The sequence below is a fragment of the Streptomyces sp. NPDC056486 genome, from assembly GCF_042795295.1.
Classification (GTDB): Bacteria; Actinomycetota; Actinomycetes; order Streptomycetales; family Streptomycetaceae; genus Streptomyces.
In genome coordinates, this window is sequence record NZ_JBHTSF010000024.1 from 35,444 (window position 1) to 57,209 (window position 21,766).

The window sequence follows — 21,766 nt, forward strand, 5'->3', positions numbered from 1 at the left end:
GGTGGGTTTCTGGACTGACCTAATCCGCCGGGGTACGAGCCCCGCTCTTGAGTCCGCTCAGGAAGCGCGAGCGTGGGAGCCGTACGACCCGACGCTGTACGGCAACACTGCCGCATCGGGTGAGCGAGTCACGACCAATGAGGCACTTCAGGTGTCGGCCGTGTTCGGGTGCGTGCGTCTCCTGAGCGAGACGATTGCCACGCTGCCTATCTCGACATACTCACGTCGGGGCGGAAGCCGTCGGGAGATCACTTCTCCGGAATGGCTCGACTACCCGAACGCCGAACCCGGCGGCATGGGCCGGATCGACATTCTGTCTCAGACGGTGCTGTCGCTCTTGCTCGAAGGCAACGCGTTTCTCGCGGTGCGCTGGAACGGTCCGAGCATTGCGGGGCTCGACGTGCTCGACCCTACGAAGATCGTCGTTCACATGGTCATGGTCGACGGCATTCGCCGGAAGGTCTTCGAAGCCTTCGACATTGACGACGACGGCAACGAGGTCTTGCTTGGCTGGTTCACTCCCCGGGATGTGCTTCACATCCCCGGGATGATGCTCCCCGGCGACTTCTCCGGCGTCTCCCCTGTGTCGTACGCGCGTGAGTCGATCGGGCTCGCGCTCGCCGCTCAGAAGTACGGGGCTCACTTCTTCCGCAACGGCGCTATGCCGTCGGCAGTGGTTGAGGTTCCCGGAGCCATGTCGGAAGACGGGCTCAAGCGGGCGCGGGACGCGTGGCGCGTGGCGAACTCCGGTGTCGAGAACTCACACCGCGTCGCCCTTCTCACGGAAGGCGCGAAGTTCTCGAAGGTCGCCATGAGCCCCGACGAAGCACAGTTCTTGCAGACCCGACAGTTCCAGGTTCCGGAGATCGCGCGCATTTTCGGTGTGCCGCCTCACCTGATTTCTGACGCCACGAACTCGACTTCGTGGGGCTCCGGTCTCGCCGAACAGAACATTGCGTTCAGCATGTTCTCTCTGCGCCCGTGGCTTGAGCGGATTGAGTCTGGGTTCACTCGGCTTCTCTTCGCGGAGTCTGCCGACCGCATGAAGTTCGTCAAGTTCAATCTCGACGAGATCAAGCGTGGTGCCCCGAAAGAGCGCATGGAGTTGTACGCGACCGGCCTCATGAACGGCATCTACAGCATTGACGAAGTGCGTCATGCCGAAGACATGGCTCCGCTGCCCGACGGTCTCGGCGCTACCTACCGCGTACCGCTGAACCTGGGGGCTGTCGACGACGAGCCGGAGCCGGAGCCCAAGACTCCCCCGGCGATCGAGCCCCCGACGGAAGAGCCGGATGCACCGGCCGAAGACGAGCCGGACAAAGAGCCGGACGACGAAGGGGGGACGGATGACGACGCGTGAACTTCGCTTCGCCGCAAGTCCGTTGGAAGAGCGTGCACGGGATGACGGCGCGATCGTCATGCGCGGGTACGCCTACCGGTTCAACGAGCTGTCTCACGACCTGGGGGGCTTCCGGGAGCGCATCGTTCCTGGGGCCGGTGCCCCGTCGCTGCGGCAGAACGACGTGATTGCCACGTTCAACCACGACACGAAGGCCCTTCTTGGCCGCGTGTCCGCCGGGACGTTGACCGTCGGCGAAGACCGTGAGGGCGGCTTCTACGAAATCAGCCTTCCCGACACGACGACCGGCCGTGACGTTGCCGCGCTCCTCAAGCGTGGGGACCTTCGCGGTAGCTCGTTCACCTTCAACGTGCTCGACGGTGGGCAGCGACGTGCAGACGAAGACGACCCGGAGTCGGGTCTCCCCGTCCGCGAGATCACTGCCATGAACGTCGTCGAACTGGGCCCGGTCGTGAACCCGGCGTATCCCACAACTCAGGCTTCGCTTCGCTCCATTGAGGCGGCGTTGCGCATTGGGGAGTTCGCGCCCCCGAACGAAGAGCGCGATTCCCAACCGGTCACGCCTGAGCCGGTTTCTCACTTCAACGAGCGGGCACTTCTCCGCGCGCTCATGACGGAAGGTAGCTAATGGACGCGACCACCCTGAGCGCCAACTTCACCGCGCGCGAGAGTGCGACTCACGAACTCCGCGCGCTGACCGACGAGTTCGCGGGCAAGGACATGTCCGCTGAGGCTCGCGAGAAGGAGACGAACCTTCTCGCTGCGATCGCCGACTTCGACGGCCGGATCAAGCGCGGCATCACTCACATGAAGGAGAGTGAGGGCGTCTCCGCGCTCATGCAGGGGCTCAAGGGCACCGGCGAGAAGCGCGACACCGACAAGCTTGCCGACGCGGCTGAGCAGCTTCGCTCTCTCGGCGGAGCCGACGGCATGGGCAGGCGACTGGAGTTCGCCCCGGAGAAGATCGAGAAGCGTGCGGTCGACCGTCCGTCGAACCCGAACCTTCTCGCCCGGACCCTGTTCGGTCAGCTTCTCGCGCAGGCTGCCGAGCGCTCGACGATCATGCGCAACGGCGCGACGATCCTGAGCACTTCCGGGGGCGAGCCGATCGACTTCACTGTTGTGACCGGCCGTGCGTCCGCGTCCATCGTGGGCGAGAACGGCGCGATCCCTGAGAGCGAGCCGACTACCGTTCAGCGTTCGGTCGGTGCGTACAAGTACGCGTACGCGTCGATCGTGTCGAGCGAGTTCATCGACGACAAGGCCCTTGACCTTGTCGGCTTCCTGGTGGGCGACGCGGGTCCGGCGATCGGTGACGGCATGGGGCGTCACTTCCTCACCGGCACCGGTACCGGTCAGCCGAAGGGCATAGTCACCGCTTCCCAGGCTGCCACTGCCAAGTACGCGGCTGACGCCGAAGACGCGACCGTGTCTGACGCGCTGATCGATCTGTTCTATGAGCTTCCTTCCTCGTACCGTCAGAACTCGACGTTCGTCGTCGCTGACCTCACGGCCGCGAAGATGCGCAAGCTCAAGGCCACGGACGGTACGTACCTGTGGCAGTCGGCCATGACCGCCGGGGCTCCGGACACCTTCAACGGCAAGGTCGTCGCAACCGACGACGGCATGCCCGCGAACAAGGTTCTCTTCGGAGACCTGAGCAAGTACCGGGTCCGTCTCGCCGGTCCGCTCCGTGTCGAGCGGTCGGTTGACTACAAGTTCATGAATGACCAGGTCGTGTACCGGTTCATTCAGCGTGCTGACGGCCTGCTCGTCGACGAGCGCGCGACCCGTGTTCTGACCGTCACTCCGGGCGCGTAAGTCCGGTGCAGGGATGGGGACTTAGCCCCTTCATTTGAGGGAGCTAGGTCCCCGCCCTGGGGGAAGGGGGGCGCGTGTCGTACGCGACGGTTGAGGAAGTACGGGCCCTTGACGGGCTCGACGACTCCGGGCTTTTCCCGGATTCCACATTGAGCGAAGCGATCGACTACGCGGTTGAGTCGGTTGAGGTCTACTGCGGACGGAAGTGGGATACCGCCGAAGACCCGACCCCGGAAACGATCCGGTGGTGTGTGCGCACGATCGCGCGGCAGTACTGCCTAGACCTTGTGTCCAGAATTCCGGATCGGGCTCTACAGCTTCAATCCGAATTCGGCTCCATTCAGCTCGCTCAAGCCGGTGGTAACTGGCGACCGACTTCACTGCCGGAAGTGAACGCGAAGCTCAATCTGTACCGGGTCCGGCTCCCGTTCATCTTCATGTAGGGGGCCCGGTGGCGCTGATCTTTGAGGCGAAGGTTGCCCTTTTCGAACGGCTCAAGCTGACCGTTCCTGCGGGTGTGCAATGCACGTTCGCGGAGAAGGGCGACAGCAACCGTCGGCAACAGGTCTTCCTAGGGTCGACGACCGACGACGACTTGCAGTCGATCGCATTCCGGGACGGTCCGAAGAAGCCGACGAGCGTCACGGGCTACGTAGAGGTGCACGCACTGTGCATCACTCCGGGCGATCCCGTGGCCGCTGAGCGCGGTGTGTACGCCATGCGGGACGCGATCACTGACGCGTGCTCCCAGGTCGACAGGAGGGCCGTGAAGGGGCTCGTCGACGTTCGCCCTGAGTCGGCCACGGTCGACACGGCGGAGACGACAGACGGCGCGTACAGCGCTCTCACAATGCGCGTCCGCGTCCGTGGACGCGTCACTCAGTAGAAGGGGGCGCAAGCATGGCGCTTGACGCAAGCATTGGCATCGGCCGTGAGGACTCGTACGGCTCTCTCTCGACGGTGGTTGAGGGCTACGAAGGCAAGGCTGACAGTTGGAAGACTGAGCGCGAGTTCATTGAGTCTGTCGGCTTCCGTGCGGGCATGCAGACGGCTCGTGCCGACCGCCGGAACGTGGTCAACATGGGCGGGGAAGGTGAGCTTGAGGTTGACGTTCTCGACGCCGGGGCTTCCTCGCTCTTCCTCGCGGCGTTCGACAAGGTCACGGTCTCGACCGCGAACGGCGTGAAGACGACCGTCGCTGAGACGGGGGCCGACAGTGAGTCGCCTTCCTTCTCGGCTCAGATGGTTCGGCCGACGGTCGACGGCCTGAAGGTCGCGTACAAGCACGTCGGTTGCGTGGCGACTGAGTGGGAGCTGACTGCCGAAGTCGAGAGCGCCGTTGCTCTCACGGTCACGTTCGACTTTCAGGACGTGCAGCACACAAGGACCGCTTCCGAGATCGTCGCTCCGACGTACCCGGAAGAGTCATACGCGTACGACTGGACTCGCACCGCGATCACGCTCACTCGTGCCGGGGTCGCTGTCCCGATGGACGTGGGGAAGTTCTCGCTGTCCGGCGACCGGGGCATGAAGACCGACCGGCGCTTTCTGCGGAAGAACGCGCTGAAGAAGAAGCCGACTCGCAACGCGATGCCTTCGTACGAAGGGGAGCTTGAGGGCGAGTTCTCGGCTGACTCCCTGGGACTGTACGAAGCGTTCATTGCCGGTGAGGTGTGCGGGCTCGTCCTTCAGCTCGACGGCATCCTTCCCGGCTCGACGCTGAAGATCGAGTGCCCGGCGATTCAGTTCACGGGCGAGTCGCCTGAGTCGGCAGTCGACGAAGTCACCATGCACACGCTGCCGTTCCGCGTGCTCGACCCCGGTACGGGTGCCGCCGCGATCAAGGCGACGTACACGGAGCCGGTTGCCGACGTGACGCCGTAAGGGGGTAGCTCATGGGTGCCAACGATTCGGCTTACACGGTCCGCGTTGAAGGGCTCCGTGAGCTACAGCGCAACGTGCGTCAGCTCCGCGACCGGGAGCTTGGCAAGAAGGTTCGTGAGGCCAACAAGGCAGCGGGCAATGTCCTGTTGCCGCAGGCAGTGCGAGAGAGCCCGGACGGGCGACGCGACGCGAAGTCGTCGAAGAAGTACCGTCCGGGCAAGCTCGACAAGTCAGTCAAGGTCGTGGCTTCTCAGAAGAACGTCGTGATCAAAGCGGGCTCCGCGTCCCGCGTTCCCTACGCGGCTGCAATCCACTTCGGTTACCGGAAGCGCAACGTGCGCCCGAACCGATTCCTTTACCGCGCCATGGCTCGCAAGAGCCCCCAGGTTGCGGCCACTTACGAACGGCTCGTTGCCGGAGTCGTGCGCGATTACTTGGAGAGTGACTAATGCCCGCGAAGCCGAAGACCGATGTTGTGTCCTCCGACGTGCTGTCTCTGAACATCGACAGCCTGACTCTCGACGAGATCGAGATCATCGAAGACCTGATTGACGCGCCCCTGGACTCGCTGAGCAAGCCGGGTCAGAAGAAGGCCCGACTCCTCAAGGCCATGGCCTACGTGATCAAGCGTCGGGACAACCCCGACTTCACTCTTGCCGACGCGGGTCGCCTCAAGATTCAGCTCAAGGGCAACGTCGCAAACCCTCCCGCGACCAACGCGTAATCACTGCGGCTCGTCTCGTCGGTCACTTTCGGGGGCTGTCGTGGCGTGACGTGAAGTCCCTTGAATTGAGGGACTTCAACGCGTTGGTTGACCAGATGGTGAAGGACGTTGCAGAGGAAGAGCGCGAGTCGAAGCGGACTCGTGCAGGGGGCCGTGCCCGGACGACCGGCACGGGTGGTAACGGGGAGAGACGCACTCCCGTCATGACGTAGGGGGTGCACCGTGGCAGAGCCCATCAAGATCACGCTTCTCGGAGACGCTGACCAACTCTCCGCTACGCTCGCCGACGCGGGTGAAGAGATTTCCTCATTCGGGGATACAGCAAAGGGTCTTGCTCTCGCGGCCGGTGGCGCTATCGCTATCGGTATCGGGGCGGGGCTTATGGAGGCCCTGAACCAGGAAGCTGACAGCGACCTTCTCGCGGCTCAGTTGGGTGCGTCTCCCGCTGAGGCTGCTCAGCTTGGTAAGGCTGCCGGACAGGTCTATTCGGCCGGTTACGGCGAGTCTGTTGCCGACGCGAACGAAGCGCTCAAGAGCCTTTGGCAACAGGGCCTTGTTCCGGCCGGAGCGACGGCCGACGAAATGGCGCACATTTCGAAACAGGCTATGGACGTCGCAACCGTCCTGGGGGACGAAGTCGGCCCTACGTCAAATGCCGTCGGCCAGATGCTCAAGACGGGGCTCGCGAAGAACGCGACCGAAGCGTTCGACATTCTCGTGAAGGGCACTCAGGAAGGCGCGAACAAGTCAGAGGATTTGCTCGACACGTTCAACGAGTACGGCGTTCAGTTCAAGGGCCTGGGGCTCGACGGTAAGACGGCAATGGGGTTGCTCTCCCAGGGCCTCAAGGGTGGCGCGCGTGATGCTGACCTTGTCGCTGACTCGCTCAAGGAATTCGGCCTTATCGTCCGTGCGGGTGGCGCGGATGTTGACGAGACGTACGCGAAGATCGGTCTGTCCGGCAAGGACATGACGAAGGCCATTGCTGAAGGTGGCCCGGCGGCAGCGAAGGCCCTTGACCAGACCCTTGACGGTCTTCGGAATGTGAAGGACCCGGCGGAGCGTTCGGCGCTCGCCGTGAAGCTCTTCGGCACTCAAGCCGAAGACATGCAAGACGCGTTGATGAGTCTCGACCCTTCGAAGGCTGTCGAAGACTTGGGCAAGGTCGACGGTGCCGCTAAGAAGGCAGGCGACACCATGCACGACAACGCGGCGAACAAGGTCAAGGTCTTCACGCGGGGGCTGCAACAGGGGGTCGTGACCTTCCTGGGGACGACCGTTATCCCGGTGGTCGAACGGTTCGCTCAGGCTCTCGCCGGAGTCGGGACCGCTATCACGGTGGTCGCCGGTTTCATCTCGTCGCACTCGACCACGTTCGGAATCATCGCGAGCGTGATCACGCTCTTGATTCTTCCGGCGCTGATTCGGTGGGGCATTCAGCAAGCGATCACGGCCGGTCAAGTCGTGTTGGGTTGGGTGACTACAGGCGCGGCTTCGGTCACGTCGGCGGCAACTCAGGTCGCCGCGTCATGGTCGACGATCGGGGGATGGATCGCGGCAGCGGCACGGGCCGTGATCTCCGGCGCTGTGATCGTGGGTCAGTGGGTCCTTATGGGGGCTCAGGCCATGTTGCAGGCGGCTCGAATGGCTGCCGCGTGGCTTATCGCCATGGGTCCGATAGCCCTGATCATTGCTGCGATCGTCGGCCTTGCCATCCTCATTTGGCAGAACTGGGACACGATCAAGCAATACACGCTCGACGCGTTCAACTGGGTTTGGGACAAGGTCAAGTGGTGCTTCAACCTGATCAAGAATCTGTTCCTGAACTTCAGCGGACCGGGGCTCTTGATCAAGCATTGGGACACGGTCAAGAACGCCACATCGACCGCATTCCGGTACGTGCGCGATAAGGCGAAGAGCGGCCTTGACGCTGTCGTGAACTTCGTGAAGTCGCTTCCCGGTCGGCTCTTGTCGGCAGCGTCCGGCGTGCTGAACGCAGGCAAGACGATCGGCGGTCGCGTGATCGACGGGATCAAGAACGGACTTTCCAAGCTGGGCGGCTTCGCGTCGTCGCTTGCGAGTGCCGTAACCCGTGCCGCGAAGGGCGCCATAAACGGGGTGGTTGACCTCTTGAACTGGGCAATTCCCGACAAGCTCGGGTGGGGCAAGTTGTCGATCTCGCTGCCGTCGAACCCGATTCCGAAGATCCGCGCAATGGGTGGTCCTGCCGGTGGCCTGACTCGCGTCGGCGAGCGTGGGCCGGAGTACGTCAATCTCCCGCGAGGCTCGACGGTCATCCCTAACCACGCTGCCGGTTCCACCGGTTCCGGGGTCACGGTCAACGTTCAGTCGAACGCGGACCCCTTCGCAATCGGGCGCGAAGTCGCATGGGCCATGCGTACGGCCATGTAATCCAGACCCCTCAATTGACGGGGCTGACAGCTCAACAGGGGGCAGGAATGGCGGAGTTGGAAGACTGGACGTGCACGTACAACGGGCTCGTCATGGGGGTCCCTGACTCCGCCATTTCAATCGTTCAGGTCGACGGCCTGTTGACGCTGCCGGAAGTCCGCTCGTCGGATCTCACCCTGTTGCAGCGTCACGGCCTGTTTGCCGGAGACGACTACATGAACGGGCGCACCGTGACTCTCACGCTTGAGGTGTACGGGAGTACGCGAGAAGAGTTCACTCAGGCACTCAATGACGTGCAAGCCGCGTTCATCCCCGGCGGGATCGAAGCGCCGTTCTCGTTCAAGTTCCCCGGCGTTGCTGCCGACCGGTCGGCGTACTTCCTGGCTCGACCCCGGAAGCGGTCGGCTCCGCTTGACCTGAACTTCGCCTACGGCGTGTGCAACGTCGTGGTCGAGCTGTACGCGACGAGTCCGTACATGCTCGGCAGTGACACCCGTGAGTCGGTCGTGAAGAGCTTCGCTCGCACGGACACGCCGAAGGGCCTCACGGTCCCGTACGAAGTGCCGTTCACGGTGCAGAGCAACGGTGCTCCCCCGGCGGACCCGGTCACGTGGCTGACTCAGTGGGGCTCGATTCCCGCACGGCCGTTCATAACGGTCACGGACGGCGCGAGCCCGGTCCTTTGGGACGACACGACGGGGCAGCGATTCGCGGTCAGCTATGACGGCACGTTCACGATCGACAGTGCGAACGAGCGCGTGACGACGGCTCAGGGCGACGTGATCAACGGGCTTATCGCCGAAGGCTCCGTGTGGCCGGAGTACGGACCCGGCACGCACCGACTGAGGCTGACGAGCCGAGACGAGTACACGGCAGCGCGCGCGGTGCTGTCCTGGGTAGATAGGTGGGTTTAGGCATGGCAGGCTTCGCATGGTTCCAGGAAGGCACGACGTACGGCGCGGCCGATCTCGCGAGCTTCAACGCTCAGATGTTCCCCATGAACGGCTTCGCTCATCTGCTCGGCTCGACGAGTCAGTTCCTGCTGAACAGTGACCAGACAGCGCGCACGGTGGCCGTGGGAGCGGGCAACGCAGCGATCAGCAACCCGTCGGGTGGCGTGACTTGGGCATGGTCGCCGGGTGGCACGGTGGCCGTTCCTGCCGCGAGCAGCGTGAACCCGCGTCGCGACCTGATCGTTGCCCGGCTCATGACGAAGGCTATCGACGGCGCGAACGGTGTTGCGGTCGAGCTGATTGCGGGCTCTCCGGCGGCAACTCCGTCGGCTCCGACGCGCCCCGACAACGCCGTTGCCCTGGGTTGGGTGGACGTGCCGAAGTCGTCGACCGCTTTCACGCTGACCGTCACTCGGCACACGGGTCAGTACCGCGATCAGGGCGTCATCTCCGGTCCGGGCACGATCGGCATTGATTGGGCCGGTCAGCTCCCGTCGGGTTCCGCTGTCCGTGCAGGGGCGATCGTGGTCGACCTGGGGACCAATCAGCGTTGGATGCGCACGAACGCCGGTACTTGGTTTACGACCGACCCCGGTCCGTGGCGCGCATGCACGTTGCAGAACGTTCAGGCGAAGGACGGCACGAACGTGACCGTCGGCGGAGTGCTGTACGTCCGCGAGGACTCGACGAAGTGGGAGCTGTCAGGACAGCTCACTTTCGCCCCTTCAACGAACCTTGCTCAGCTCGTGCTTCCGGCGCTTCTCCCGTCCGGGGTGACGCGGCCGACTCAGAACACCTACGGCGCGAGCGGTCAGACCTTCGGCAGCACTTCAACGGGTGGCGTGGGGCGTATCGCGCTCATGTCTAACGGGGCTGTCGAGTACGGCAACGACGGCACCATTTCGAACCTGTACGTCAACGAACAGTTCAGCAAGAGCCCGTACAACACGTCTGCCTAGCCCCGTCAATTGAAGGGTCTGGGGCATTCCACTCGCTAGTTATTTAGGGGGAGGCTTCATGCCTAACGCACGCTATCGAGTGGTGCAGACGGACGCTCAGTCGGGCGGGATCGTCGGAGACCTACCGGTGACCGGAGTCAGTTACAGCGAGGCTCTGAACGCTGCCGGTTCCGCATCCGTGACGATCCCGCTCAAGGCTCCGGAAGCCGACCCGACGACCCTGTACCCCGGTGCGTCCGGTCTCGCCATTTTGCGGGACGACGAACCGGTGTGGGGCGGGCTCTTGTGGACGGCTTCGGCTGATCTCGCTCAAGGCACTCTCACGCTGAACGCGTCCGGATACCACTCGTACTACGCCGGTCGCGTGCTCGAAGACGGGTATGACCGCAAGGCCGATCAGGCCCTTCTTCTCCGTGACTGGTTCGAGCTGTCCAACGCCGACAACGGCATTGGCACTGATACGTCACAGCTCCGGACGACCGGCCGCATCCGTACCCGGAAGTGGACGCGGTACGAGCTGAAGAACGTCGCTGAGGCCGTCTCAGAGCTTGCGGAAGACTCCGGCGGGTTCCTGTTCCGGTACGTCCCGTTCATCGCGGCAGGCGGCCGTGTGGGGCATCGGGTCGTCATGCGACAGGTGGGCGACAACTTCACTCCCTTCTCGCTCGACCATGCCGTTACGTGCAACGTCACGTCGGTCTCGTACGACTCGACGGCTCTCGTGACTCGCGTCTTCGCGGTCGGTGCCGACAACGGCAACGGGACGAAGCTCGTCGGCATCGCTCAGAGCAGCAAGCTAGGTGACCGCATGCCGAGTAAGGCAGGCGTGCGCACCTTCAGCGACGTGAAGACGACTCAGACCTTGCTGGACAAGGCCATGGCGATACGTGACGCCGGTTCTGAGCCGGTCGCTATCCCGTCTCTGACGCTGTATCCGGGGGCCGTGCCGACTGACTACGTGCCCGGCGACACGGGCTCTGTGCACGCGGACTACGGGTACGTACAGCTTCTTTCGTCCTTCGTCGTGACCGAAGTGAAGACCGATGTTGACGCGAACGGCACCGAAGCCGTGTCGCTGTCTCTGGCGAATGAGGGGTTGTTCCGTAGTGCCGACTAACCCGAATGCGATTGCCCCGTCTCTCGTCAACGAGCTGAACGAGTTGAAGCGACGGCTCGCGGCTGTCGAGCGTAAGCCTGATGTGCTCGCGAAGTTCGACCGCTACCCGTCAACGGAATGGGCAGCGATCGGGCGCGGCAAGGTCGCTGACAACAAGTGGTCATCGTGTGGCATCGCGAATGTCACGGGCCTGGTTTACGACCGGGTTGAGTGCAAGTTCATTACTGACCGCATCATCACGGGAAAGGCCGAAGCCGAGATTCGGCTTGCCGCGTTCCGGCACTACGGGAACGCACAGAAAGAATGCGTGAGCGCTTCTGACTCGTTCATCATTCGCGGCTCGACTTCACGGCAGATCGGTACCTGTCTCTTTCAGTGGATTCACTCGATTCCGTTCGGGTGGGACTACAGCGACGAAGTGTCCATCTACACGATCGAACTTCAGCACCGGTACGTGAAGGGACCGACGGCCGAAGTGCCGGACCGGAAGCAGCTTCTCGCGTTCAGCAAGGGCGTAAACACGAACTCGCCTGATATTGGCGCACTCAAGATGCCGAACAACGAGAACTTCGCTACGGCTGTCGTATCGGAGACTCGACCGGGTGTCTCCCTGGGATGGGTGACGGTCTCCGATCCGGCCGAACTCGACCCGTACGACGGCTCTTACAACATCTCGAACATGCACTACTGCGTCGGTCTCACAGCCGATCGCGCGACCAACGCGACCACCGCCGGGTGGGGTTGGTACAGGGGCGGCACCGCTGAGGGTGGCGCCCCCGGCAACATCAACGACCCCTTCATCTAAGGCCACCCGTGAACCTCTCAACTCTCATCAGTGGCGCGGAAGTTGCCGGAGCCGTCGCCCTGTTCCTTGTGCTCGTCATGAGGCAGATCAAGACGGGTGCCCGCGACGCATGGCGCGAGGAAGCCGAAGCGCAGACAGCTAAGGCCGCGCGGCTCTCGGAAGACGTGGCGGAACTCGTGCGCGAAGTCCGGCTCTTGCGCGAGGAAAACGGCGCGCTCCGTGAGGAAGTGCGGGAACTCCGCGCTGAGAACCGTGAGCTTCGCGAGCACATCGACACATTGCTTAGTACCTAGGGGGCCCGCATGACCACGCCGTACGAGACCTACCCGCTACCGGCGAACATCCAGACAGTGACCGTGAAGGGTCAGTACCGGGGGCCGGACGGGCGTGGGCTACAGGGCACCGTGACGTTCACGGGCCCGGGGCTTCTCACGTTCCCCGAAGCGGATCTCTTCATTGCCGGACCGGTGGTCGCACGGCTCGACGAGACCGGCTCTTTCTCCGTGACGCTGCCTGCGACCGACAACGCCGACATGAACCCGTCGGATTGGTCGTACATCGTGAAGGAATCGCTCACCGGCGTGACCGGCTCGCGTACGTACGCGCTTCTCCTGCCCCAGGGAACGGGCCCGGTCGACCTTGCCGACGTGGCACCGGCAGACCCGACGACCCCGACGTACGTCCCTGTGATCGGGCCTGAAGGTCCGATAGGGCCTGAGGGTCCCATTGGGGAGACTGGTCCGGCTGGACCGATCGGCCCCCAGGGCGTGAAGGGTGATCCGGGGAACGGCTCCGTCGACAGCGTGAACGGTCACGTCGGCCCGGAAATCGAGCTGACTCCGGAAGACGTTGACGCGCTCCCGAAGTGGGGCGGACAGATCGACGACGGCAGTCTTTCGATGAACACGACTGCCGGACCTGGGTACCGAACCTTCTCGTTCAAGACGGCGGGTGCGACCCGTTGGGCGTATCAGGTCAGCAACGCTGCGGAGTCCGGCGCTGACGCGGGCTCGAACTTCGAGCTGAGCAACTGGACGGACGCGGGTGTTTGGAAGTCGTCGGTTCTGTTCGGCAACCGGGCAACCGGCGGGTTGGGTGTCGGCACGAACACGTTGGCTACGGGCGCGAAGCTGACGGTCAACGGTGCTGTCGCGCTGCGGAACGTGACGAGTGCTCCGGCAGCGTCTTCGGGAACGGCGATCGTCTACAGCGAAGCCGGTCAGCTCAAGGTCGTGCAGTCGGACGGCAAGCGCCACACGATCGGCAGCACAGACGGACAGATCGACGTGCGCGTGTTCGGCGCTAAGGGTGACGGTACGGCCGACGACGCTCCGGCGTTCAGGGCGGCTCTCGCGGCTCTCTCCGCTGCCGGTGGCGGCACGCTGAGGGTTCCGGGCGGCACATACCTCATGGACTCCGCGTACGGCGTGTGGCCCGCTCCGTGCCTGTACGTCAAGGACAACATCAACATCGAATGCAGCTCCGGCGCTGTGATCCGGCGCGGGCTCACGATGGGTGTCGCGCGGCTCGTCCAGAACTTCGACGGTACGGAGTCGAACGCCGGGTACAACGGTCACAGCAACATTCGGGTGACCGGCGGCACGTGGGACGGCAACTCTCCGGCGAAGGTGGGAGCGGGCAACATGTTCGCTTTCGCTCACGCACGGAACATCACGCTTGAGAACGTGCGCGTGATCGACCAACCCAACAACCACGCGATCGAGCTGAACGCGATTTCCGGTGGCCGCGTAATCAACTGCCGGTTCGAAGGCAGCGTTCCGAAGACGGACAGCCCCCAGACGACGGAAGCCATTCAGATTGATGGGGCTTTCGGTGACGTAGGGCTTGAGGGCGGCCTTCCGTACGACAACACGTTCAGTCAGAACATCGTCGTTGAGAAGTGCTACGTCGGTTCGTCTCCGAAGAACGGCCCATGGGGCGCGCTCGTCGGCTCGCATGCTGGCTTCGCGGGTGGGCAGTACCGGCGCATCATCGTCGTGAACAACACGATCGACGACACGCTTGTGTACGGCATCCACGCGTACGACTGGTACGAGTCCGTGATTGCGAATAACACGATCTACAGCACCGACCCGGCAACCTACCGTTCCGGCATTCGCGTCACGTCCGGCAAGACGAAATGCGACGGCGTTCTTGTATCCGGCAACGTCCTGAACAACTGCGGCGGAGTCGGGTACGGCGCAATCGAGATTGAGCAACTGAGCGGTGCGACGCTCGCGGGTGGAATCGTCATAACCGACAACATCGTGAGCGCGTACTCAGGCGACGGAATCCGGGTTACTGCGGACGCTCCGCAACTCAGCCTCAACTTCATTCGCGCCGCGAAGGCCGGAGCCGTGAACGGAATCAACATCATCGAAGACGGCTCTCACGGAAACGTCAGCCTTAACCGGGTGACTGGCAGCGTCTCGAACGTCATTCCTGCCGGAACCGTCGGCGGGCTCAATGACCCGACTTCCATCAACCCCGCTTAACAACCCATTCGCTTAGCCCCCCGGTGCTCGACCGGGGGGCTTTTGCATGCCCAGAAAGGGGCTCGCATGGCTCGATTCAGCAACGCCACATGGAAGCCGATTCCCATCAACTACACGTCGGGTGGTCAGCAAGCCGTGTACGGCGTGGTCGTACACATCATGGCGGGCACGCTCGCCGGTACTGATTCCTGGTTCCGCAACCCGAAGGCTCAGGCTTCCTCGCACTTCGGCACCGGTAAGTCGGGGGCGCTGTATCAGTGGGTCGACACGGCGAACCGTGCATGGGCTCAGGGCAACGGCAACCGCACGTGGCTGTCTGTCGAGAACGAAGGGAAGGGCGGAGACACCCTCACGTCGGCTCAGCTCGACCGCAACGCTCAGGTACTCGCGTGGGCACACAAGACGTACGGCGTACCCCTTCAGGTGGCTTCCGGCACGAACGGACGGGGTCTCGGCTGGCACGGCATGGGCGGCTCCGCGTGGGGCGGACACACTCAGTGCCCCGGCTCGAAGATCGTCGCTCAGCTTCCGGAGATCGTGAAGCGCGCGAAGGCCATCGTCGGCGGCAGCACTCCCACGAAGCCGACCACGAAGTACGAGCCGTTCCCCGGAACGGCGTGGTTCAAGAAGAACCCGAAGAGCGCGATCGTCACGGCCATGGGCAAGCGACTCGTCGCTGTCGGCTGCTCCGCGTACAAGTCCGGCCCCGGTCAGCAGTGGACGGAAGCCGACCGGCTCAGCTACCAGAAGTGGCAGCGGAAGCTTTACCCCGGTGCGAGCACAAAGCCGGGTGGGGACGCCGACGGGTGGCCCGGCAAGTCGTCGTGGGACGCGCTCAAGGTCCCGAAGGTCAAGTAACCCACCACACCGAAAGGGGGCTCGCCATGGGTGAGCACAGCAAGGCAGACGGCGGTACGTACCTGGGGACCGCGCTTGCGTGGATCAAGACGCACCGCGTGACGATCATCGCGTTCGCTGCGGGTGTCGTCGCTGCGGTCTCGGCGATCAAGCCGGACTTCCCCGGTTCCGCCGTGATGAGTGCTCTTCACGCGCTTCTCGGCGTGTAGGCAATCAACCCGCTAGGGGACGAACGACAGACTCAAACTCGTTCGTTCCCTAGGGGGCTCCGTGAGCTACAAGCACATTGCACTTCTCGGCAAGGCCGGAGCAGGCAAGGACACGATCGCCGACCGGCTCACGAAGGCACACTTGTTCACCCGCGTCGCGTTCGCCGACCCACTCAAGGTCATGGCACTGCGGATCGACCCGTTCATTCCGACGACCGACCGCGTGTCCGTGCGGCTCTCGCGGCTCGTCGCTGACACCGGGTGGGACTACGCGAAGCGCACATACCCGGAAGTCCGGCGCATCCTGCAAGAGTGCGGTCAGACGGTTCGCGGCCTTGAGCCGTCGTTCTGGCTCGACCTTGCCCTTGCCAAGATCGACGTAGCGTCCACGTGGAACCTGCCGGTCGTCGTGACGGACGTGCGGTACCGCAACGAAGCCGAAGCCCTTCGCAACCGTGGCTTCCTTCTCGTGCGTGTTGTGCGGGACGACGCGGCAAGCCTCACGACGGAAGCGGCGGCTCACGACAGCGAGACGGAGCTTGACGACTTGCAGCCCCACCGCTTCGTGTTCAACGTCGGGACGCGCGACGACCTGAACGAGCTTGCCGACTTGCTCGTGACCCCGAAGCGCTGACACTTCCTCAACTCTCAGCCCCTCACTGGCTCTTGCCGGTGGGGGGCTTCCTTGCGTCCTGGGAAGATTCAGCTCCCTCAATTGACGGGTCTGAGTGGACAAAGCCTCTCCGGCCTCGCTAGTGTCTGCCCCGGTAAGTGGGACAGCGACGAAGGGGCGGGGTCACGATGGGGTACACGGTCAAGTGCAACCGGACGACGAACCACATCGACGGCCTTGAGGTGCGCACGCAGTCGAGCGGCGAAGAGAAGGGCGGGGCCGTCGTTCGCTACAGCGAGAAGGCTTGCGGCTCGCTCACGCGGTACAGCTTCGTAAGCGGCCCGGAGTTCGACTCACTTGCCGACGCTCTCGACGACGCCCGGAAGGGCACTCGGAAGCTGTGCAAGACGTGCGAGAAGGCCGCGCTTGCCATGCTCGAAGACATGGCCGCTGCCGCTGAGACGACCGAAGAGACCAACGAGGGGGAGACCGTGACCGCTGAAGTGATCGTGAAAAGGGGTGAGGCCGTGTCGGTCGAGATCGGCACCATTCACCCGATGCTCGCGAAGGCCATGGAGGCGGACCCGGAAGCCGGACCCCTGCACACGGTCAAGGTCGGCTTCGAAGGCAAGGCCGGTCACGCGAAGTACGAGAAGGCAGACAAGACCCTTTGCAGCATCACGGGCGACGGAGTGGCGTTCGACCACACCGCACCGACGTGCAAGCGCTGTGTCACCCGGTTGAAGAAGATCATCGAAGGAGAGAGCGTCATGCCCCCGAAGAAGAAGACCGCCGAGACGAAGCCCGCTGTCGAGACCAACGCGCCGGACGTTGACGAGCTGATCAGCGCCGTGCACGCGACGATTGACGAGATCAAGGCAATCAACCCGAAGGAAGAGGGTGCGCACGGCAAGGCCGTCGAGCTTTCCCAGGAAGCCGAGACGAAGATTGGACAGATTCCGGCTGACAAGCGCACGGCTCTCCGCACGACTCTCCGTGAGGCTCGCGACCCGATCACGAAGCCGAAGGCCGCGAAGAAGGCCGCCGCTCCGACGAAGAAGGCCGCGAGCAAGGAGGTTGCGAAGAAGGCCGCTCCGCGTGTTGAGGTTGCCGAGGATCACAACAAGATCGACGGTGTTCCGGCTCTCGTCAAGGCCGCTGCCGACAAGGTCCGTGAGGGTGTCTCGCACGGTCTGAAGATGGCCACGACGAGCGAGGCCGTCGCCCGGACGGTCTTCGAAATCCGTACGAAGATCAAGAACCCGAAGACCGGTCTTTGGGACCTTCAGGCGGACGGCAAGACGCCGAAGAACGCTGCCGGTGAGGCGTACGCGCTTGCCCGCAAGGATGTTGCCGACGACGACGTGAACGCGATCTCCACGCACAACGCGTTGGTCACGTCCGTGGGTAACCGGATCAACGACATTCTCGTTGAGTGGGTCGCGAAGTTCGACGAGAAGGACATCACGGCAACCGGCCACTTCTACCCGGAAGCCGAGAAGGCCGTTCGCGAGAACCGTGCGGCCATCGCGAAGGCCAAGGAAGACGAGACGGAGCCCCCGGCGGAGCTGACCCCGTCGGCTGCTATCCGTGCCCTGTACGAGAAGGCCGAAACGCCGTTGCCGCTCAAGGGCCGGACTCAGATCGCCCGTGAGACTGCTCAGGTCAAGTCGCTGGTCTCGAAGCGTCACGAGCTTGAGGCCCTTACCGAGAAGCTTGACGGCGGAGAGCTGAGCGACGACGAGAAGGCCAAGGTCAAGGCTGACGCCGACAAGCTCAAGGCGAAGGTCGACGAGCTTGAGGAGAAGCTTCCGGAAGACGTGCTTGCCGAAGCCGAGAAGGAAGCCCCCACGAAGAGCCGTCAAGAGAAGGCATTCGAGAGGGTCGACAAGTCCCGCGAGATCCTTGCCGCCGCACTCAAGGGCGGAGGCAAGGGCACCGACGACGAGAAGGCCGATCTTGCCGCGAAGCTCGAAGCGCTCGCCGGGTGGCTCGCGACTGAGGTAGCGACACTCAAGCCGAAGGGCTGAGACAGCCCCCTCAATTGAGGGAGCTACGGGCCCCGGCTCGTCCATCGCGGACGGGTCGGGGCTTCGTCGTACGGCAGGCAATCGACCCGCTAGGGAGAGTGGGTATGACCGACGAGACTCCGGCCGAACGCGAAGAGCGCATTGCCGCTCAGGAAGCGGCCGACGTACAGGGCTTGGCATGGACTCAGGTATGGAGGCATGCGAGCACCATGGGGGCAGTCGAGTTCGCCCGGTGGGCTCGCGAGAGCGGTAACACCCTGAGCGGCCCGACGGTCGACGCGGCGAAGCGACAGTACCGGCACGCACGTGACCGCTTCGAAGAGCACAAGGCCAGGAAGGCAGCCGAAGAGGGCTGAGCGGCCGTCTCTCGCCCTTGCAGCCCCGTCGGGTCTCCACGTACCGGCGGGGCTTCGTCACGCCTCCACAGCGCCATACAGGGCTCGACCTGGGGCGAGTGATGAAGTGACGGTTTGAGCTTGAGTCTGGAAATACATAAGAACTCTCTAAGGTCATTCCCGAAGTGACGGAACTTCGTCACGGGCAGTACGGGCATTCGACTCGCTAGTTCGGTTACGACACTCCGTCTAACCGAAAGGGTCGATCCCATGGGGAACGTCCGCACCATCTACAAGAGCGGCAGTCGCTTCTACGTCCACCCGGAGAAGCGCGAGATCATCCACCCCGGCGTGACCAGCGTTATCGGCATGCTCCCGAAGCCGTTCCTTCAGCGGTGGTCGGCGAACATGGCCGCTGAGCTTGCCGTTGACTCCGTCGATTACCTCGCTGTCATGGCGAGCCGGGACCGGGACGGCGCTATCAAGTACGTCGCCGGGGCAGCGCACCGCTACACGAAGATGCGTGCCGACGTGGGCAGCAAGGCACACGACATGTTCGAGCGCATGATTCGCACGGGGGCTTTCACGGCCCGTGACAGCAAGGGCGAGTTCCTGTCTCACGTGCACCCGGACATGGAGCCGTACCGCGAGCACTTCGCGGAGTTCCTTGAGGTGGTGAACCCGGAGTTGATCCGTGCCGAAGACGTGGCATGGAGCGACACGCACGGGTACGCCGGGTCCTTCGACGCGATCCTTCGTGTGTGGCTCGACGCCGACGGCAAGCCGACCCCGGACCGGTCCGGCACTCCGCATCTGCTCATGGTCGACTGGAAGACGAGCAAGGGCACGTACCCCGACGTTGCTCTTCAGATGACCGCGTACTCGCGCGCTGACTTCCTGATCGACCCGGACGGCAACACGGAGCCCATGCCGGAATTCGACGGCGCGGCCGTCCTGCACATCACCCCGGACGGGTGGGAGTTCAAGCCGGTTCGGATCGATGACGACGTGTTCGCGGTCTTCCTGAGCCTGCGGCACATCTTCGATTGGGATCGCACCACTTCGAAGACCGTTCTCGGACGCGCGATCGCGAAGGCCGTCCGGCTCATCACGGGCACTGAGCGAAGGGCGAAGTGATGCGCGCGTACTTCAACCCCCGGAAGGCTTCGGCCATTCACGTACGGATGACCGTGGACGAAGCCCGTGCGCTCTTGCAGGGTGACAGTCGAGACGCGGAGCGACGTGTTCGCACCGCGCTGCGGAAGGTGCTCCCCGAACCGGCAATCGACTCGCTGACTGAGTAGCGAAGACAGTCGATCATCAGGAGCGAACAATATGGATGACTTCCTCAAGGGCTTCTTTCTCGGCGCGCTCGCGCTGGCCTTCTCCGGGTGGGCCGTCATGATCCTTGTCGGGAATTGGCACGCCGTGAATTCAGCCGTGCCCCCGATCGGGTTCATCGACGGCACGTACGTCATCGTTCTGGCTACGGTCGTCGGGAGTGCTGCCGCTGGTATCCGCCACGCGCTCAAGTGACCTACTCTCCCCCGGAATTGCCCCCTACTGGCTTCGGCCGGTGGGGGGCTTTTTCGTGCCCTGAGAGAGCCGGGCAATCGACTCGCTTACTGGTTTTCGAGACCGGCCGGAAGGCTGGAATAGCCCACGCACGGCGTATCGAGCCGGTAAGACGTGGTGACCCTTTCCGGTCGGTCTCTTCCAACCAACGACTCTCAGGGGAGAGACAGTATGGCGCTCGACATTTGGAAGACCGACCCGGAGAACAAGCCGGAGCCCCGCAAGGTCTACAGCGACGACAGCAACGGCCGCTTCGCGTTCGGTTACATGGAGAAGGACGAGACCGGCAAGACCTACCCGGCGACGCTGTCTGAGTGGAAGTTCTCGACCGGCGACAAGAACGTTGCCGACGCGGTGGCTCAGCTTCTCGGCGGAACCCCGGTCGAGAACGAGGAGACGACGAACGAGAACTTCATTGAGGTTTTCACGTCGGCTGAGTCCCTGGACGTCATCATCCCGGCGGACGGCATCGAGTCGGACATGAAGCAGTGGGTCAACGGCAAGCTCACGCACCACTGCACCGGCAGCGTCTTCCTGAGCCACCCCAGCAACGAAAAGCTCGTTGGTCAGCCCTGCAACTGCCCGGCTCTCTTCGCGGAGCGGAAGCAGGCAGCCAACGACTACATGGGCCCGAAGCCGTCGATCACGGTCGCGTTCCGGCTCGCCGACGACGAGGGGCTTGGCAAGTTCAAGTTCGTCACCGGTTCGTGGTCACTCGCTGAGCGTCTACACGAAGCCGAGAACGCGCTTGCGTCCGTCGGCGAGGGTGGCCCGGTGCTCGCGAACCTCACGCTCGAAGAGGTCTCGTACGTGGCAAAGAAGGGCAAGATGAAGGGCAAGACGGTCGAGTACACGAAGCCCGCCATTCACATCGTGAAGCCCTTCAACGACGCGATCGCCGACGAGTCGTGAGCCCGGAGGAAAAGGCGCTCGCCGCGAAGGTGCTTCGCCGGTTGCCGGACGAAGACATTCGCAAGCCGTTGTGGGAGTGGCGACCCGAAATGGTTCCGCACGTGATTCACGAGCGGCGGGTTCGCTTCGGGGTCGACGACGACGGGGGGTCGGTCTTTGAGTAAGCGCGGCACGATCACTGACTACGCCGGTGAGGCCGTGTACCGGGGCGACCTCATCAACTATTCGTCACGCTGCGAGAACGGCGTACGCGTGGCCGACGCGATCATTCGTGAGACCTACTTCGCGAAGGTCGACGGCCGCAAGTTCCCCATGCTCAAGGTGCAGCCGACGGGCACGGACAGCGGGCACGAGCCCCGGAAGACGCTCCGCGCTGAGCATGTGGCAGCGACGCACGTGCGGCTTCTCCGATCCAACGTGACCGGCGAACAGGGCGAAGACAACTAACAGGGCGGCTCAGGGCCGGACGGTTTCCCAACTCGGGTCACTGTCCGGCCCTTTGCTGCGTTCAGCCCCCTCAATTGAAGGGGCTAGGAAGGCAACGCAATGACGGATGTACGGATCGTCACCGGGTCGGCTCCGGCCATGGGCGACGTGCGGAACCTGGGGGAAGGTGACCGGCTCTTGATCGAGTCCCCCATGCGGGAGCGTGCCGACTGGTGTCGGTACGTGGACGCGGTGAGGCATGCAGTCTCTCGCGG

Annotated in this window: 24 protein-coding genes; 23 read left to right on the forward strand and 1 reads right to left on the reverse strand. The window is 63.6% G+C overall.

Going from position 1 to position 21,766, the window contains the following annotated elements:
- Position 1: 1 nt before the first annotated feature.
- From ACFQ7F_RS12935 to ACFQ7F_RS12995, 13 genes are all read left to right on the forward strand, one after another.
- Positions 2-1,363 (forward strand): phage portal protein, encoded by a 1,362-nt coding sequence (locus tag ACFQ7F_RS12935; protein ID WP_383269805.1) that lies wholly within the window; start codon positions 2-4, stop codon positions 1,361-1,363.
- Positions 1,350-1,991, forward strand: coding sequence for an HK97 family phage prohead protease (locus ACFQ7F_RS12940; RefSeq protein ID WP_383269806.1), 642 nt, complete (start codon positions 1,350-1,352; stop codon positions 1,989-1,991). Before ACFQ7F_RS12935 ends, ACFQ7F_RS12940 begins: the two co-directional genes overlap by 14 nt.
- Positions 1,991-3,184, forward strand: coding sequence for a phage major capsid protein (locus ACFQ7F_RS12945; protein ID WP_383269808.1), 1,194 nt, complete (start codon positions 1,991-1,993; stop codon positions 3,182-3,184). Before ACFQ7F_RS12940 ends, ACFQ7F_RS12945 begins: the two co-directional genes overlap by 1 nt.
- Before the next feature lie 74 nt (positions 3,185-3,258).
- Positions 3,259-3,627, forward strand: a complete 369-nt coding sequence (locus ACFQ7F_RS12950) for a hypothetical protein (protein WP_383269810.1) — start codon at positions 3,259-3,261, stop codon at positions 3,625-3,627.
- A gap of 8 nt (positions 3,628-3,635) precedes the next feature.
- On the forward strand, positions 3,636-4,070 hold the full coding sequence (locus ACFQ7F_RS12955) for a hypothetical protein (protein ID WP_383269812.1): 435 nt from the start codon (positions 3,636-3,638) through the stop codon (positions 4,068-4,070).
- A 14-nt stretch (positions 4,071-4,084) separates the two neighbouring features.
- Entirely contained in the window at positions 4,085-5,068 is a 984-nt protein-coding gene (locus tag ACFQ7F_RS12960; RefSeq protein WP_383269813.1) for a phage tail tube protein, read from the forward strand.
- 11 nt (positions 5,069-5,079) lie between these two features.
- Positions 5,080-5,517 carry a hypothetical protein gene (locus ACFQ7F_RS12965; protein WP_383269815.1) on the forward strand — a complete coding sequence of 146 codons (438 nt, stop codon included), beginning with the start codon at positions 5,080-5,082 and terminating at the stop codon, positions 5,515-5,517.
- On the forward strand, positions 5,517-5,792 hold the full coding sequence (locus ACFQ7F_RS12970; protein WP_383269817.1) for a hypothetical protein: 276 nt from the start codon (positions 5,517-5,519) through the stop codon (positions 5,790-5,792). Before ACFQ7F_RS12965 ends, ACFQ7F_RS12970 begins: the two co-directional genes overlap by 1 nt.
- Positions 5,793-6,014: 222 nt before the next feature.
- A complete protein-coding gene (locus ACFQ7F_RS12975; protein ID WP_383269819.1) occupies positions 6,015-8,204 on the forward strand; it encodes a phage tail tape measure protein in 2,190 nt (729 codons plus the stop codon).
- Positions 8,180-9,118 (forward strand): hypothetical protein, encoded by a 939-nt coding sequence (locus ACFQ7F_RS12980; protein ID WP_383269820.1) that lies wholly within the window; start codon positions 8,180-8,182, stop codon positions 9,116-9,118. Before ACFQ7F_RS12975 ends, ACFQ7F_RS12980 begins: the two co-directional genes overlap by 25 nt.
- Positions 9,119-9,120: 2 nt before the next feature.
- Positions 9,121-10,116 (forward strand): hypothetical protein, encoded by a 996-nt coding sequence (locus ACFQ7F_RS12985; RefSeq protein WP_383269822.1) that lies wholly within the window; start codon positions 9,121-9,123, stop codon positions 10,114-10,116.
- A 364-nt stretch (positions 10,117-10,480) separates the two neighbouring features.
- Positions 10,481-11,233, forward strand: a complete 753-nt coding sequence (locus ACFQ7F_RS12990; RefSeq protein ID WP_383269824.1) for a hypothetical protein — start codon at positions 10,481-10,483, stop codon at positions 11,231-11,233.
- Positions 11,223-12,038, forward strand: a complete 816-nt coding sequence (locus ACFQ7F_RS12995; protein WP_383269826.1) for a hypothetical protein — start codon at positions 11,223-11,225, stop codon at positions 12,036-12,038. The genes ACFQ7F_RS12990 and ACFQ7F_RS12995 overlap by 11 nt, the downstream gene beginning before the upstream one ends.
- Positions 12,039-12,055: 17 nt before the next feature.
- On the opposite strand, the gene ACFQ7F_RS13000 is transcribed toward ACFQ7F_RS12995, so the two are convergent.
- Positions 12,056-12,307, reverse strand: coding sequence for a hypothetical protein (locus tag ACFQ7F_RS13000; RefSeq protein ID WP_383269828.1), 252 nt, complete (start codon positions 12,305-12,307; stop codon positions 12,056-12,058).
- Between the two features lie 33 nt (positions 12,308-12,340).
- Here ACFQ7F_RS13000 and ACFQ7F_RS13005 point away from each other — a divergent pair, with 33 nt between their 5' ends.
- From ACFQ7F_RS13005 to ACFQ7F_RS13050, 10 genes are all read left to right on the forward strand, one after another.
- Positions 12,341-14,533: a glycosyl hydrolase family 28-related protein gene (locus tag ACFQ7F_RS13005; protein WP_383269829.1), complete on the forward strand. Its 2,193-nt coding sequence runs from the start codon at positions 12,341-12,343 to the stop codon at positions 14,531-14,533.
- 66 nt (positions 14,534-14,599) lie between these two features.
- A complete protein-coding gene (locus ACFQ7F_RS13010) occupies positions 14,600-15,391 on the forward strand; it encodes a peptidoglycan-binding protein (protein WP_383269831.1) in 792 nt (263 codons plus the stop codon).
- A 26-nt stretch (positions 15,392-15,417) separates the two neighbouring features.
- Entirely contained in the window at positions 15,418-15,600 is a 183-nt protein-coding gene (locus ACFQ7F_RS13015; RefSeq protein WP_383269833.1) for a hypothetical protein, read from the forward strand.
- 61 nt (positions 15,601-15,661) lie between these two features.
- Positions 15,662-16,234: a hypothetical protein gene (locus tag ACFQ7F_RS13020; protein WP_383269835.1), complete on the forward strand. Its 573-nt coding sequence runs from the start codon at positions 15,662-15,664 to the stop codon at positions 16,232-16,234.
- Positions 16,235-16,401: 167 nt separating this feature from the next.
- Entirely contained in the window at positions 16,402-18,243 is a 1,842-nt protein-coding gene (locus ACFQ7F_RS13025) for a hypothetical protein (RefSeq protein ID WP_383269836.1), read from the forward strand.
- A gap of 104 nt (positions 18,244-18,347) precedes the next feature.
- Positions 18,348-18,599 (forward strand): hypothetical protein, encoded by a 252-nt coding sequence (locus ACFQ7F_RS13030; protein ID WP_383269838.1) that lies wholly within the window; start codon positions 18,348-18,350, stop codon positions 18,597-18,599.
- A gap of 249 nt (positions 18,600-18,848) precedes the next feature.
- Positions 18,849-19,715, forward strand: a complete 867-nt coding sequence (locus tag ACFQ7F_RS13035; RefSeq protein ID WP_383269839.1) for a hypothetical protein — start codon at positions 18,849-18,851, stop codon at positions 19,713-19,715.
- Positions 19,716-19,913: 198 nt separating this feature from the next.
- Positions 19,914-20,114 carry a hypothetical protein gene (locus ACFQ7F_RS13040; RefSeq protein WP_383269840.1) on the forward strand — a complete coding sequence of 67 codons (201 nt, stop codon included), beginning with the start codon at positions 19,914-19,916 and terminating at the stop codon, positions 20,112-20,114.
- Positions 20,115-20,324: 210 nt separating this feature from the next.
- The gene (locus ACFQ7F_RS13045) at positions 20,325-21,065 is read left to right on the forward strand and encodes a hypothetical protein (protein ID WP_383269842.1); all 741 of its coding nucleotides are present in this window, start codon (positions 20,325-20,327) and stop codon (positions 21,063-21,065) included.
- A gap of 156 nt (positions 21,066-21,221) precedes the next feature.
- A complete protein-coding gene (locus ACFQ7F_RS13050) occupies positions 21,222-21,512 on the forward strand; it encodes a hypothetical protein (protein ID WP_383269843.1) in 291 nt (96 codons plus the stop codon).
- Positions 21,513-21,766 lie beyond the last annotated feature (254 nt).

Excerpts from the sequence above, each read along its gene's own strand:
- ACFQ7F_RS12985 (WP_383269822.1), top strand. The coding sequence starts at position 9,121 with ATGGCAGGCTTCGCATGGTTCCAGGAAGGCACGACGTACGGCGCGGCC.
- ACFQ7F_RS13035 (WP_383269839.1), top strand. The coding sequence starts at position 18,849 with ATGGGGAACGTCCGCACCATCTACAAGAGCGGCAGTCGCTTCTACGTC.
- ACFQ7F_RS13025 (WP_383269836.1), top strand. The coding sequence starts at position 16,402 with ATGGGGTACACGGTCAAGTGCAACCGGACGACGAACCACATCGACGGC.
- ACFQ7F_RS12945 (WP_383269808.1), top strand. The coding sequence starts at position 1,991 with ATGGACGCGACCACCCTGAGCGCCAACTTCACCGCGCGCGAGAGTGCG.
- ACFQ7F_RS13030 (WP_383269838.1), top strand. The coding sequence starts at position 18,348 with ATGACCGACGAGACTCCGGCCGAACGCGAAGAGCGCATTGCCGCTCAG.
- ACFQ7F_RS13015 (WP_383269833.1), top strand. The coding sequence starts at position 15,418 with ATGGGTGAGCACAGCAAGGCAGACGGCGGTACGTACCTGGGGACCGCG.
- ACFQ7F_RS13040 (WP_383269840.1), top strand. The coding sequence starts at position 19,914 with ATGGATGACTTCCTCAAGGGCTTCTTTCTCGGCGCGCTCGCGCTGGCC.
- ACFQ7F_RS13005 (WP_383269829.1), top strand. The coding sequence starts at position 12,341 with ATGACCACGCCGTACGAGACCTACCCGCTACCGGCGAACATCCAGACA.
- ACFQ7F_RS13010 (WP_383269831.1), top strand. The coding sequence starts at position 14,600 with ATGGCTCGATTCAGCAACGCCACATGGAAGCCGATTCCCATCAACTAC.
- ACFQ7F_RS12940 (WP_383269806.1), top strand. The coding sequence starts at position 1,350 with ATGACGACGCGTGAACTTCGCTTCGCCGCAAGTCCGTTGGAAGAGCGT.
- ACFQ7F_RS12960 (WP_383269813.1), top strand. The coding sequence starts at position 4,085 with ATGGCGCTTGACGCAAGCATTGGCATCGGCCGTGAGGACTCGTACGGC.
- ACFQ7F_RS13045 (WP_383269842.1), top strand. The coding sequence starts at position 20,325 with ATGGCGCTCGACATTTGGAAGACCGACCCGGAGAACAAGCCGGAGCCC.
- ACFQ7F_RS12965 (WP_383269815.1), top strand. The coding sequence starts at position 5,080 with ATGGGTGCCAACGATTCGGCTTACACGGTCCGCGTTGAAGGGCTCCGT.
- ACFQ7F_RS12980 (WP_383269820.1), top strand. The coding sequence starts at position 8,180 with ATGGGCCATGCGTACGGCCATGTAATCCAGACCCCTCAATTGACGGGG.
- ACFQ7F_RS12970 (WP_383269817.1), top strand. The coding sequence starts at position 5,517 with ATGCCCGCGAAGCCGAAGACCGATGTTGTGTCCTCCGACGTGCTGTCT.